This is a genomic window from Niastella sp. sgz303648 (assembly GCF_059587045.1).
In genome coordinates, this window is sequence record NZ_JCAPSW010000029.1 from 16,499 (window position 1) to 30,428 (window position 13,930).

11 protein-coding genes and 1 tRNA gene are annotated in these 13,930 nt (G+C 42.0%); 4 read left to right on the forward strand and 8 right to left on the reverse strand.

Going from position 1 to position 13,930, the window contains the following annotated elements; genetic code table 11:
- Positions 1-56: 56 nt before the first annotated feature.
- From AC59IL_RS37795 to AC59IL_RS37805, 3 genes are all read right to left on the reverse strand, one after another.
- Positions 57-1,109: a radical SAM protein gene (locus AC59IL_RS37795; protein ID WP_496557447.1), complete on the reverse strand. Its 1,053-nt coding sequence runs from the start codon at positions 1,107-1,109 to the stop codon at positions 57-59.
- 55 nt (positions 1,110-1,164) lie between these two features.
- A complete protein-coding gene (locus AC59IL_RS37800) occupies positions 1,165-1,848 on the reverse strand; it encodes a methyltransferase (RefSeq protein ID WP_496557448.1) in 684 nt (227 codons plus the stop codon).
- A 230-nt stretch (positions 1,849-2,078) separates the two neighbouring features.
- Complete coding sequence (locus tag AC59IL_RS37805) at positions 2,079-3,578, reverse strand: B12-binding domain-containing radical SAM protein (RefSeq protein WP_496557449.1); 1,500 nt, start codon at positions 3,576-3,578, stop codon at positions 2,079-2,081.
- Positions 3,579-3,826: 248 nt separating this feature from the next.
- On the opposite strand from AC59IL_RS37805, the gene AC59IL_RS37810 reads away from it, so the two are divergent.
- Complete coding sequence (locus tag AC59IL_RS37810; RefSeq protein WP_496557450.1) at positions 3,827-5,416, forward strand: glycosyltransferase family 87 protein; 1,590 nt, start codon at positions 3,827-3,829, stop codon at positions 5,414-5,416.
- Between the two features lie 120 nt (positions 5,417-5,536).
- Here the strand turns inward: AC59IL_RS37810 and AC59IL_RS37815 are convergent, their stop codons facing one another.
- A complete protein-coding gene (locus AC59IL_RS37815) occupies positions 5,537-6,757 on the reverse strand; it encodes a glycosyltransferase family 9 protein (protein ID WP_496557451.1) in 1,221 nt (406 codons plus the stop codon).
- 942 nt (positions 6,758-7,699) lie between these two features.
- Between AC59IL_RS37815 and AC59IL_RS37820 the strand changes: the two genes are divergently transcribed.
- Positions 7,700-8,635 carry a hypothetical protein gene (locus AC59IL_RS37820; protein ID WP_496557452.1) on the forward strand — a complete coding sequence of 312 codons (936 nt, stop codon included), beginning with the start codon at positions 7,700-7,702 and terminating at the stop codon, positions 8,633-8,635.
- A gap of 70 nt (positions 8,636-8,705) precedes the next feature.
- Here the strand turns inward: AC59IL_RS37820 and AC59IL_RS37825 are convergent, their stop codons facing one another.
- The 4 genes from AC59IL_RS37825 to AC59IL_RS37840 all read right to left on the reverse strand — a co-directional run bounded on the left by AC59IL_RS37825 (position 8,706) and on the right by AC59IL_RS37840 (position 12,188).
- Complete coding sequence (locus tag AC59IL_RS37825; RefSeq protein ID WP_496557453.1) at positions 8,706-9,176, reverse strand: NUDIX domain-containing protein; 471 nt, start codon at positions 9,174-9,176, stop codon at positions 8,706-8,708.
- 192 nt (positions 9,177-9,368) lie between these two features.
- Entirely contained in the window at positions 9,369-10,307 is a 939-nt protein-coding gene (locus AC59IL_RS37830; protein WP_496557454.1) for a magnesium transporter CorA family protein, read from the reverse strand.
- 143 nt (positions 10,308-10,450) lie between these two features.
- Entirely contained in the window at positions 10,451-11,236 is a 786-nt protein-coding gene (dapF, locus tag AC59IL_RS37835) for a diaminopimelate epimerase (RefSeq protein WP_496557455.1), read from the reverse strand.
- A 79-nt stretch (positions 11,237-11,315) separates the two neighbouring features.
- Positions 11,316-12,188: a nucleoside phosphorylase gene (locus tag AC59IL_RS37840; RefSeq protein WP_496557456.1), complete on the reverse strand. Its 873-nt coding sequence runs from the start codon at positions 12,186-12,188 to the stop codon at positions 11,316-11,318.
- Positions 12,189-12,267: 79 nt separating this feature from the next.
- Here AC59IL_RS37840 and AC59IL_RS37845 point away from each other — a divergent pair.
- Together AC59IL_RS37845 and AC59IL_RS37850 are read left to right on the forward strand one after the other, a co-directional pair.
- Positions 12,268-12,338: transfer RNA gene (locus tag AC59IL_RS37845), tRNA-Cys, on the forward strand.
- Between the two features lie 183 nt (positions 12,339-12,521).
- On the forward strand, positions 12,522-13,913 hold the full coding sequence (locus tag AC59IL_RS37850; RefSeq protein ID WP_496557457.1) for a tyrosine-type recombinase/integrase: 1,392 nt from the start codon (positions 12,522-12,524) through the stop codon (positions 13,911-13,913).
- Positions 13,914-13,930 lie beyond the last annotated feature (17 nt).

The following is a 13,930-nucleotide window of genomic DNA, read 5'->3' on the forward strand; positions in this document are numbered from 1 at the left end:
TTGATAATTTGAAAACGAAATTCGAAAATGGCAGACATTTTCAAATTGATACATTTTCAAATTTTCAAATTCGATCTTGGTGACAAATTCAAATAGCACACGCACTTTACACAGGTGCTGTTGGTATCGATGTTCAGATTCTTTCTGAATGCAATAGCTGATTCGCTGTTAATAATCGCTTCCAGATTCTGTTGCCTGATGTTGCCCAAAGCCTCATGAAAAAAACAGGGACGCACTGTTCCATCGGCCTCGATTACAGTTGATACCCACGGCGCATTGCATTTTTTATACGGGAATGGGTTCTTTCCATAAAAGGCCGCATAGTAGGCGTATATTTTTTGCAGCTTTTCGGGGCTCTCGGCAATAAAATGCTGATCAAAAGCCGGATGGTGATAACGGATCAGTTCATCAACCACCGATTGAAATTCGGGCAACTCATCTTCATGTATCAATACACTTTGCTGCCGTTCGGTGTTCCATAATTCGGCCCGGTTAAAAGCATGACTGCTTACATCGGCCGGTAAAAAGCTGATCTGATCTAACCCCATTTCCATAGCGCTGTTTACGATGGCTATCCAGTGCCTGAAGTTCAACCGGTGAATGACCGTGCGTGCCGTAATGCGATATGTTGGATCGATAGATTTAATATGCTGCACACCCTGCCGCAATTTTTGAAAGGCGCCGGGTATCTGGCGTATGTTGTCGTGCAGCACTTCATCACCATCGAGCGAAACAATAATTTCATTAACACATTCCACTAATTGCTCCGCTTTTTTTTCGATCGATAAACCGGTCGACAATAAGGTAACGGCTATATTTTCTTTTTGCAGTATTTCGCAAAACCTGAAAAAGTTAGGGTTCAGCAATGCTTCACCGCCCGATAACACTACCTGCTTTGTACCGAATTTTTTGAAGGTGCTTAGTAAGCCGCGAATGTCTTGTTCGGTAAGCTGTTTCAGGTTTTTATTATCCTTCCATATGTCGCACATAACGCAACGGCAATTGCAGGCACTGTGCGGCATTAATATCACCACCGGCAAAGCCCTGATAACATGGGTTTGCAAGGTGCGGTAGCGCAGAAAGGTGTGGTATAGTTGGTCGATGATCATGTTAGTCAATGGTCAATGGTGAATGGTGAATAGAGAGTAGTCAATTGCGAGTTGTTTACTTATTGACCATTGACCATTCACCATTCACGATTTGAAAAATGAAATTTGTTTCTACCCAGTTTGTTTTTGTTTGCACACAGTTTAAATGAAAGCCATTTTGTAACGCGATATCTTTTATCATTTGCACATCGCATCCATCGCACAGAACCATTAATACCACCGATTGAGGATGCATGTATTTATGTAACCCGCTGAACAATTGCTGAAAATATTCGCCCTGCTTACCGCAATACCAGGCATATTCGGCCGCTGTACGCGGTTGCTTTTTATAGTAAGGCGGATTGATGGCAATGATATCATATGCCTGTTGTGGAATGTGCTCGAATAAATCAGAATGAATGATATGTAAGTTCAACCGGTTGATGTACCGGTTTTTTTCGAGGAACTGAACAGCCACAGGGTTGATGTCGGTTGCCGTAGCAACAGCGCCCTGCCTTGCTGCGTATAATGAAATCAATCCGCTGCCGGCCCCCGGTTCAAGAAATAATTTATTTTTTAAAGCAAGGGTTGAAACGTACCGCAACAATAAACGCGTGCTGAAGAAAAAACCCGGATGAAAAACAGCTGGTGGTATTACCAGCCTGATGCCTTTGTACGTGTATGTGCGTGTGGCCGACAGGTATTTTACCAGCAGTGGTTTGTATAAACGGGTAGTGAGATATTTTATGGTTTGTTTCAAGTTTTACATTTAAAGGCCTTCGCCATTTTAAGGCCTTCGCTACGCTCAGGCCGAAAGTTTTAGCTAAGAGGGTATAAGAGTAGAAAGAGAAAAAAGAGATTTTTCGGTTTTTCATCTTCTACACTAATTATCAGGTTTCAAAAGTTTTAAAGCTTTTTGTATTCTCTTTTTCTCCTTTTCTCTTTTAAGCTCTTAGCGCCACTGCATTTCTGGGCGCCAGCGCCCTTAAATCAAAATCCCTCAATTTCGGGTTGACGATACTTCCACAACATTTGCAACACTTTTAATTCATACGGTTTCCAATACAAACCGGTTTTATAGCGTACGGCCGAAATGCCGCGCATAATATTTCTTTTGAAACCGGTTAATCGTATGTCCGACACAGTAGGGTAGTAGCCGTTCAAAACGGTTTCAAAATCCTTGATTTTGTCAACCATTTCGGGCGTTAACCAGGGTGTTAGCGGATTTTTGCGCAAATCAAAATTTTCCCAGTGCGGACTGATCCAGTCTTCGAGCTTTTCGGGAAAATGAAAACCGCTTTCCAATACTTTTTTATACAGTTCAGATCCTTCGGTAGGCACCGGGCTATACAGGTAAATAATGATCTCGGTTTTGGGATTGATGCTTTTGATCTCTTTGATGAACGAAATATCCTGATCAATTTGTTTCATCACCTGTTCGGGCGTATCGGCCGGGGTGCCTAATACAAACGAATATTCAGGAATGATATCGAATTTGGCCATGCGGGCAGCAAAGGCTCTGATCTGTGCGCTGCTTTGCGTGCCGCCCTTATCCATTTTTTTCAGTATTTCGTCGTTACCGGTTTCGGCGCCAAAGAAGATCATCTTACAACCCGATGCACGCATCAGCTCAAGCGATTGATCGGAATATTTATCAATGGTGTCAATGCGGCCTTCGCCCCACCATACCATATTTTCGGGCTGAATGAGTTTTGAAAATTCAACCGTTCTTTTTTCCGACACAAAAAAGTTGTTGTCGTGAAATTCAATGGCATTACCACCATACTCATCTTTCAGGTATTTGATGTCCTGATAAATCAGCTGAGCCGATTTGCCCCGCCAGCGCGCATTGTAAATGGGTACTACGGCGCAAAACGAACATTTAAAAGGGCAACCCATGCTGGAGTGATAGGCAATAGTTCGTGTGCCCAGATAAGTTTTGCCCAAATAGCGGCGCAACGGATAAAATCTGTTCAGCGTATCGTAGGGTAGTGACGCCAGTGCATCCTGGTCGTACAGCTCATCTTTAGGCGTTTTGATAATTCCCTCTTCCCTCTTGTAAATAAGGTTAGGAATATTTTGCCAGGGTTGCTTTGTATTTAATGCCTGCACCAAAGCCGGAAGGCATTTATCGCCGGGGCCGTTTACAATAAAATCAACAAATCCCGAATGCAACACCACATTTGGCTGATTACTGGCAAAATAGCCGCCCCATATGATGGTGATATACGGATAATGTTCGCGTATTTTTTTTGAAATGGGAATCGCCTGCCGCAATTGCGGTCCGGGCATACAGGTAACGCCAAAATAGCCGAATTCGCCCGATGACAAATAACTGTTTATTTTTTGCCAGGGATCTGTTTCAAGATTGCCATCAACAATTACATAGTCGTATACCCCTTCAATAGCAGCCGCTATGGAAAGAATAGAATTGGGTATTCTGGGCTTGCTTCTGGCGCTTCGCGGATTGAATAATAGTATTTTATTCATTAGTGTCGATCTGACTGATTATCATTACGGATGAGGGGTGAGTTGAGTTGCCTGTGGAAAAACTAAATGAAATATCGAATATTGAAAGTAAAATTTTGAATTTCGAAGTAAATACAATTTCGAAATTCAAAGTTCTTCGGTTCGATATTCGATATTTAACACCGGCAACCCTTTTACCTCAATTACCGTACTGATATCCAATTGTGTATAACCGTTTAAGATCATATTACCCGATTTTTCCTCTTGCTGTGCTACTGGTGTATTTTATATATAAAAGTACAGGCGCCCCACTTTCAGATTTTGCCGGATATTATTTTGGAAGTGCCGGATTACTGCAGGGTGATTTCAAAACCGTGTATGACACCTATGCATTAAATGCGCTGATTGCGCAAAAAGGGTATACCGGTGTGTATGTATCGTATACCCCTTTTCCGCCATTTACGTCAATTGTTTTTGCGCCTTTTTTGCTGTTGCCGGTGGTAGCATCAAAAATTATGTTCAACATTTTTTCGGTGGGGCTGTTCCTGTTTACGCTTATTCGGGTGCAACGGTTTACAGCATCACCTCGCTGGATGTTATGGCTGATACCGGTGATATTTTTTATTCCGCTTCGCAATAATATTTTCTTTGGACAGTCATATTTGCTGGTATGCGTGTTACTGCTCGAAGGTTTTATGGCTTATAAAAAAGGCCAGTTAGTGCTTTCTTCCTTATTATGGGCAACGGCCATTGTTTTTAAATTATTTCCGGCGGTTATTTTGTTTTACCTCATTGCCAAAAAGCAGTATAAAAACGTGGTGTATGTGACCATTGGCTGTGCATTACTTGGAAGTATTTCATTATTGTTGAACGGGGTAGCATCGTGGCAGTATTATGTATTTACCATATTGCCACGGGCTGGTAATGGCGAACTGAATGACAGTTATACCTACGTTTTTCAGAGTGCCAACATGTTGCTGAAGAATTTTTTTGTGTATGATGAAGTACAAAACCCAGAGGTGGTTTATAACAGTACCATAGCATTCAGCCTGTGCATGGCATTGTTTAAAGCGTTGATACTGGCGTGTTGTGTTGGTGCCACCATCTTTCAAAAAAACAACGATGCTGCTGCTGGTAAAAAGCCATTGGAGCTATTGATCTTTGCCGTTTGGATAACCGCCAGTTTACTGCTTTCGCCCAATGGCAGTTCATATTCGTTGATATTACTGCTGATACCTTTTATAGCATTATCTGCTATGGTTACCGAAGCCGCCAGCAAACGGATGTTGCCGGTTTATATAAGCATAGCGGTTTTATTTTTGATAGCTGCTATTCCGGTACAATCATTTGGCGGTTTACCGCTGCTGTTACAATTTCCCCGGTTATATTTATTGCTTTTATTTTTCTGCCTGTTATTATATTATACAAGCATCCGGTTGCCATGGAAACTATTGGTCGTTTTTTTTGCCGTGCTGTTGCTGCCCGACATGCTGCGTAAACGCCACAATGATACCAGTACATATTTGCTTACCACAAAAGCGCCGCTTATTTATGAATATGCGGTAAAAAACAACAGACTGGTTTATTATTATTGGGATGATAAAGGCAGTCATGAGGCCGATGCCGGATATGCTGTTCAACAGTATGCCACAAATGATGTACAGCTTTACAACAACCAGCTTTTTTATAAAGGCAAACAAATTACTGCTTCTGCCGATCTGAAAAAGCAGCCGATGATTATAAACGATGGGGATATTATTTATCTGTCGGATAAGAACAGGGGCGTAGGATTTTATGCATTGAGGAAGATTAAATATCGTTCAAGAGCCTTAGTGCCATCAGGCACATTATGTTGGTAGAAAATCGATGTAATAATCGTATTACCGTGCCGTAGGTACGGAACATTGAGTGCTTTAACCATGTGCTTTGGTAATGTTTTGTACCTGACGGCACAAAATGCCCTGAATTATTTCTGCTACCTATTTGTTGTCCCTCGGGGACAAAAGAACGGAATCTTTCAGTACCATGTTATTATTCAATTCGAGATCCTTCAATAACCAGCTGAGCTTGTCGATGATACTTTCAGCCGTAATGTTGCTCATGCAAAAGTTATTGCCGCCGCAGGGCAATGTTTCGTAATGATGCACACAGGGCGAACAGGGAACTTTATTGTAAACAAATACATGCCGTTGTTCTTCACCGGGCCGTATTTTTAAATAATTGGCAGGATTGGTTGGTCCCCATATTGATACAGTAGGCACCCCCAGCTTGCGGGCAATATGCAACGGGCCGCTGTCGATAGTTACCAGGCAGGCCCCTTTATCGGCAATGAACCGGTAATACGCTTCAAAATCTAATGCGCCTGCAATGTTTACGATTTTGCCTTGTGTTTTGTAAGCTGGTATATGTTCATCAACGAACTGATCGATTGCTTCTTTATCGCTGCCGGCTCCCAGAAAGGCTATCCTGTACGGCGTGTTTTCAAGTATCCAGGTACATACAGCTGAAAAAACAGCATCGGGCAGTTTGCGAACCAGCGCCAGAGTGCTGCAGGTATTGTTGAGTATGATGTATGCCTTTTGTGAAGTATCTTTTTGTAAAGGCAAAGGCTGTTCGTGCAATAGTGAGTTTTGTGTGTTGGTTATTACCTGCGCCATGTGCAGGTAATTATCTTCCAGAAAAGCCGATTGCTGAAACAAAATATTGTGTGTATTCAGGTATTTGCGAAAGAATACCGGCCGCAGGTGAAAACCAAAGCGATTGGGGGCCATGGTGAGTAGCGCGTATATGGTAGTGAGCTTTGAATATACTTCGAGGTCAACCACCCATAGTTTTTTCAGCGACCACGATTTTACAATATAGTGTAATGATGTACTGATGGTGGCAGATAAATTGCCTGTTTCAACTTCCCATATTTCATCAAAAACATGAAAGGGTTCAATGCCGGCGGCGATGTTGCTATCTGTAACCAGTATGAAACGGGTATTGGGAAGTTTTTGTTTCATGGCCACAATGGCATCAGTTGCCACTACCAAACTGCCGAGGCCCAATAGTTTAATAAACAGCAGGTGTTGCGGAGGCTGCTGCAACCGGTGATTGCGGCGCAGCACAATGCCTAATAACCGGGTTACGGGTAATAAAAGGGCAATTAAACAATACCCAAGATATTTATCCAGTTTTCGATTGGCTGGTAGTTGCACAGGATCGTTAAACGTTTGTTTTGTTAATAACAGATAGCAAAGTGGATAAGTGAACAGGTTTATAAGTTAGAAGTAGTAGCCTCTTCCACGCTTATTGAACCTGTTACCGGTTAGCAGGTGTGATCGTCAAATGTGAACCTGTATGCCTGCCGGCAAATCATTGATTCATAAATGACATGGGCATCCTGTTACGAACAGATACGCAGAAAAAAGTGGCGGGGTTGCTGTTCGGTTCAGGGTTTATACATTATACGGGAATTGGTGCCAAAGGGTTGGAAAAATTGAAAACCATACCGGCTTTGGGTGTTACTTCCGTTTAATACCTGCATATGTACATAAAGTGCCTGCAGGCGAAACAGGTGTAACTGACTGGCCGGCATTTTTTTGAGGAAATAAAATTCGCCGGGGTTGTATAGGAAGCTAAAACGATTATTTTGTTAGCAGGCTTATGAGCCGTTGCAGGTTACAAGTTTCAGGTTACAGGTTTCAGTGTGCATGTTGCATATTTCAGATTATCAGTTACCTGAAGCCGGTTACCTGTAAACTGGTAACAGGTAACTGGAAACAGGCAATTCCCCTTAACCAAATGTTAATTGTTGTTACGTAGGAAAATGAACGCTGGTTGCCATAACAATTCTCTTTAAGGCTGTTCTGTGTATTAAAAATATCTAATGTTATCTTTTTGTTCGGCTCTAACGGTTTAGATCAGGTTAGCGAGTTTGTCACATAAGTGTTTTTTTGCAGTTGTAAATTTGGATCACATATTTTTACGAAGTAATATTGCTGCCCGATTATTAAACACTTGCATAGTATTCTGCTTAGCCTGGATTAGCCGCAACTTCAAGGATTTATTTTTTAAAGTCATACCCTTTATTGAAAGCCGCTCAGTAAAATGAGTGGAGTAGCTTTAATTAATTTTTATCCTGTTAAACCTTATCTGTTATGCATACAAACCTATCTTACAAAATCGCTTTGCGTATTACGCTCTTCGCCGTTTTAACACATTCTTCTTTTAACACGGCAAATGCTTACACCAACAGTATCGCATCAGACACCGCTTTTTATTTTAATGAACATGGCAGGTTATTATATGTAAATACAAATGCCGGCAGGCGAACAAGCTATGTGATCAAAACACGAAAAGAATATAACGAGGTATTTCACGACATACCACCGCAGGATACAACGGTTGCTGCAAGTGAATTGTATAATACAGCTACAGTAATATCTATTCCACGCCAGGTGTCGCGGAAAGTTGAAAAGCTGATCAAAAAAGGAATGATAGATGATCCGCTGGTAACCGAAAACGTTATTGAAGTACTTGATAAAAGTATTCTTCGCCGCATGTATGATAACATTCAGGCAAGATGCAATAGCAGTGAATCGAAAAAGTTTAAAGAGCATGGCGGTGTATTGTTACCCGATGGAACAATAACCTGTATAACCGGTGACATATCTGATCCGCGTTGGTTTGCAGGCGCATCCTTATACATTAAGCAACAGGAGCAGGCGCTGGTGTATTATCATAGTCATCCCTGCGGATGTGTGAAAAAAAACAGCGATGGTTCCGAAGAACCGGTTGAAGCTGTTAATCCCAACCGCGTATCTTTTTCATCGAACAAACAAACAGAATGGATATGCTATATACAAGGCCCTTCGAAGCAGGACCAGGATGCTGTTGGTAACAGAATAGGTTATGTATTCGGCATGAGCGGCGGTTCGGCGCTGATATATATTTACGACAAAGAAGGCGTGAAGGCTACATTACCGGTTTCGTTTTTGAAAAGAGTCCGGAAGACCGAAAGTCCGAAAGTCCGGGAGATTGAGACTTATACAGCGGGGATGTTTCCTGCGCTAAAGCTGCCTTATTTGTTCTAATTAAAGTCCGGAAGATCGGATAACCGGAAGTCGGAAAGATGCCTGCAACAGATGTATGATTCTTTCGGACTTACAGACTTCCCGTCTTTCCGTCTTTTATCAATTTTGCTACTATTTTATCGATGGGGAGGGTAACCGATGCATCTGAAAAATCGTTCCAGTTAATAAAACGGAAAGTTTCTGTTTCGCCTTTTTCGTTATAAACAGCTAATTGTTTTTCATCAAAATCGAAAGGCTTTTGACGAAGCGGTACCTTGATAGGTTCCAGTGCGTGAGCGAAGTAATATATTGAAATGATCTGATGACTGGGATTGAAGGCGCTCATTTGAAAATAATCGGTGGTGTAAATATGATCGCCGATATGCACATCGAGGTCCATTTCTTCTTTAAATTCTCTTTTCAAACAATCACGGGTGCCTTCGCCAAATTCCAGGCCGCCGCCCGGAAACTTGGTATAGTAACCACCTCTGATAAATTCATCGCTTACCAGTACCTGTTTGTTTTCGCCGATCAGGATGCCGTAGACACGAATGTTAAACATGTTAATGTGCTAATTTGATAATGTGCTAATTTGCTAATGAAAAATGCTAAACGCCGAATGCTAAATGCTGAAAGCCAAATGCTGAACGCTGAACGCCGAATGCTGAACGCTGAATACAAGCAGGGAGTAATGCGTTAGGCGTTTAGCGTTGTGCATTTTGCGTTATGCATTATGCGTTGCGCGTTAAGCATATTAAAAGATTTTCTTCTTCAAAAAGAACCAGCCAATTACCAGCGATATCAGCAATGATAAAAACACCGGAATATAAAAGGCATAGGGCGAATGTGAATAGGGAATTGGCACGTTCATACCATAGATGCTGGTTACCAGAACCGGCAACGTTAACACAATGGTAATTACCGCCAGGCGTTTCAATATTTCGTTCTGGTTATTGGAAATGATGCTGGCAAATGCATCGAGGGTGCTGCTTAAGATGTTGGTATAAATATTAGCCATTTCCAGCGCCTGCGAATTGTCAATGATCAAATCGTTTAAGATCTCTTTTTCTTCTTCATTCAACCCCAGAAAATTGGTGCGTTCAATTTTCATCAGCAGCATTTCATTGGAGCGAAGCGCTGTAACAAAATACACCAGGCTTTTTTGTATACGCATCAGCTGCAACAAATGCTCGTTACGGCTGGCGGCATACAGCTTTTGTTCAAATATATTTCTACGCTGATTGATTTCTTTCAGGTACTCCATGTAGGTTTGAATGATCTTTTCGATGATCTTCAATACCATCATTTTGCGATTGTCGGGATGCCTGTTCTGAAAAGTGTTCAGGAACTTTTTTATGGCGCCGTTTTCGAAGGAGTTAACTGTTACGATCTGGTTGTGGGTGAGAATGATACAGATCGGAATGGTAATATAGTAAGCGTCGCTTTCGTTGAAAGAATTGTTTTCCGTGGGTGTTTTGATCACCATCAGCTTTACATTGTCTGATTCCTCAAAACGGGTTCTTTCATCAATATCGAGCGAATCGGTCAAAAAGTCGAGCGGAATATCAAGCTCTCCTGATAATTCAGAAAACTCTTCCTGTTTCAGGGGGGGTAAAATATTCACCCATGACCCCGATTCGGGCTTATCAATCGCTATTGTCTGGTAATTAATAATTTTGAAGTACTGGATCATAAGCGGCGCAAAGGTAAGGCCGCTTTTTGATACGAACAGGTCTTTTTTTGGTTAAACTTTTAAAGCACTACGAAGAAAAAGTAGTGATGATTTATAGGTTACCGGTTACCAGTTTCCGGGACCTGGCAACCGGTAAATGATAATTATTTTATATTTACGCTTCCTTCAAACACTTTCTCAGCGGGGCCGCAGAGCCAGATGTTGCGAAAGATATCGTCGTCGGTTCGGTCAAATTCAACGGTTAATCTTCCGCCACGGGTATGAACGGTTACTTCATTGAAACCCCGCTCGTTATGATAGCTTACCAGGGCGCTGGCGGTTACGCCGGTACCGCAGGAAAGGGTTTCATCTTCAACCCCGCGTTCGTATGTGCGAACGATTATTTCATCGTTATTTTTCTGCTCAACAAAATTTACGTTGATGCCCTCTTTGGCGAAAGTATTGCTGTAGCGGATTTCTTTTCCTTTTTTATATACTTCGTAGTTCCATACATCAGGCGTCAATTTAATGTAGTGGGGCGAGCCTGTATCAAGAATAAAGTCGTTATGATGGTTTTTTATTCCATCCACATCTTTCATTTTCAAACTTACAGTGCCGTCGTCGTCGATTTCAGCATCATGCGGACCGTCGATAGCAATGAAGTGGTATTTTTCTTTATGCAGGCCAATGTTATAAGCAAATTTAACGAGGCAACGGCCGCCATTGCCGCACATGCTGCTTTCGCGGCCGTCGGCATTATAGTATTTCATTTCAAAGTCGTACCCGTTGGCATTATTCAGCAACATCAGTCCATCGGCGCCGATACCAAAGCGGCGGTTACAAAGAAAGCGGATCTGATCGGTGGTTAGATCATTATATCGTTCATCGCGGTTATCTAAAATAACAAAGTCATTTCCCGTTCCCTGATATTTCTGAAAAATCAATTCCATATAATTAATCGACGTTCTTATTGTCAGCTTTCAGTTCAAAAATAGCTGTAAAAATAGCTATTAACTCCCAAACAAAAAGTTATAAACTACTTACTATATCTAAGGTTTTACTAATCAACCCTTCAATCGCTTTCTGACTGTCTTTCGAAAATTCTTTCGATACCCGGTTGGCCACAATGGCGCTTAGCGACAGGCAATGGTGACCGAGCAATTTTCCCAATCCGTAAATGCTGCTGGTTTCCATTTCAAAATTGGTAATTCGGTGGGGGCCGAAGCTAAATTGGGTAAGCCGGTCGATCAGGTTGGGATTGCTAAGTCCCAGGCGTAAAATCCGGCCCTGGGGACCATAAAAACCCGGACAGGTAACCGTAATTCCGTGGTGAAACCCGTTTACAAAATTTTTAATGAGATGGGCGCCGGCGCCGCATATATAAGGTTGAATGCGGTTATTTAACTGGGTTTGGGTGATGAAAGATTGCAGCAATTGCTTTTCTTCCTCATTTTCATCGTACCGGTAAAAGTTCAGCAGGTTATCGATACCCAACCCGTGAGTAGAAGCTACATAACTATCGGTAGGTATATCGGCCTGTAGTGAGCCGGAGGTACCCACCCGGATGATATTAAGGGTTGTAAGCTGCGGTTTTATGGTACGGGTGGTAAAATCGATATTTACGAGGGCGTCGAGCTCGTTCATCACGATATCAATATTATCAGGACCGATGCCGGTAGATAGTACGGTAAGTCTTTTTTTACCCACGTAGCCGGTATGGGAGATAAATTCGCGGTGCCGGCATTTATATTCAATTTTATCGAAATGTTTGCTAACGGCCGCAACCCGGTCGGGGTCGCCCACGGTAATGATGGTATCTGCCAGTTCTTCGGGGCGCAGGTCGAGGTGGTAAACGGCCCCCCGATTATTGATAATCAATTCCGATTCCTGAATTCTTTGCATAAAATTGTATTGATCCTGATGATAAATATCCGACAAATATCCTACTTTTGCACACCCCATACGAGAGGGTGTTATGAACGGTCCTGTGGCCGAGTGGCTAGGCAGAGCTCTGCAAAAGCTCCTACACCAGTTCGAATCTGGTCGGGACCTCTTAATCAAGGATCGCTTAATCGCGGTCCTTTTTTAGTTTTATACAACTTTACAGTTACCGCGTTCTTTTTCAGTCTTTTATAACAACGGTCATCTTCAGTGGCTTCTTACCTTTATTTCTGAATAACATAGTTAACTCCGGAATTTACTCGACCATTTACTCGACTAAAAATTAGGATCATTATGGAGCGAACTACGTTATATCCGATCAAGCCAGGTTGCTTTCGTCCCAGAAAAGACGGTATTAGCATCATCCACATTCAATATTGTTTCACAAGTAGGAAAAAGCCATTGTTGGATACCGGAATCGAAATTCCAGTGAAATATTGGGACAAACAGAATCTTAAAATAAGCCGTGATATACCTCCCGAATATGGAAGTGCCAGGAAGATCAACGATGTTATTGTTGCTCAGCTAAGCCTTGTTGCAGATATTATAAAGTACGCTGAAAAAAGGAATATATCTGATAAGGACAAGTTTGTAAAAAAGTATTACAAACCGGACCTGGATATTTATTCTTTAGATGAATTGGTTAAAAAGGATGAGCAAGAAAGGGTTGTTCAGGAAATAGAAAAAAAGAAGACGGAGCTCGATGTTTTCCATCAGATCGATCTATATATAATATCTAAAACAAAGAAGGTATCGAAAGATATGCCGCGGATTTATCGGAATATGAAGGATCACTTATTGGCTTATCAGGCAGCCCGGCAGATAAACCTCACATTTGAAACATTCAACCTCGATTTCTACGAAGACTTTGTTGATTTTCTATCCCACGAGTATGTACAGCGCCGTCGCAAAGCGCATATTGTCGGTTTAAAAATTAATACCGTAGGCAAAACGATCAATCAACTGCGCACCTTTCTAATTAACCGGGCGAAGAAAAAGATAATAGCACCAATTGATCTATCTGATTGGTATGTGGTAGGAGAGGAGGTGGATGCAGAATATTTAAATTGGGATGAAATCGAGAAGATATGGACCCTTGATCTTTCCGCGCATCCACACTTAAAGCCCTACCGTGATGATTTTGTACTGGGTTGTTTAACCGGACTCCGGTTCTCAGATTTTTCTGTATTGGAAAGCCCGGATATACGCGGTGAGTTCCTTTATAAGAAGCAGCAAAAATCCAGTCACCGGGTTGTTATACCATTACGCCAGGCGGCGAAGGATATCTTAGAACACCGGTTCAAAAAAAATTACGAACCGCTCACCAATGCCGAATTTAACCGTCATATAAAAACGGTATGCAAACTGGCGGGTATAACGGAGCGGGTTAAGCACTCCTATACAAAAGGAAATAAGAATATTGATGAAGTAAAGCCGAAGTGTGAATGGATCACTACCCATACCTGTCGCCGTTCGTTTTGTACTAATGAATTCCTGGCTGGTACACCGGTTGAGCTGATCATGAAAATCAGTGGGCATAAGAGTACTAAGGATTTTTATAGGTATATTCGGATTAGTCCGGAGCAGGCGGCGATAAAGGTGAAAGAGATTTGGGAGAGCCGGATTAAAGAAGGAGGGAAGGAATATCTGGAAAAAGATGAGGGTGTTTATAAGTTACTCGTTTAGGCGGACCGGACGGGATA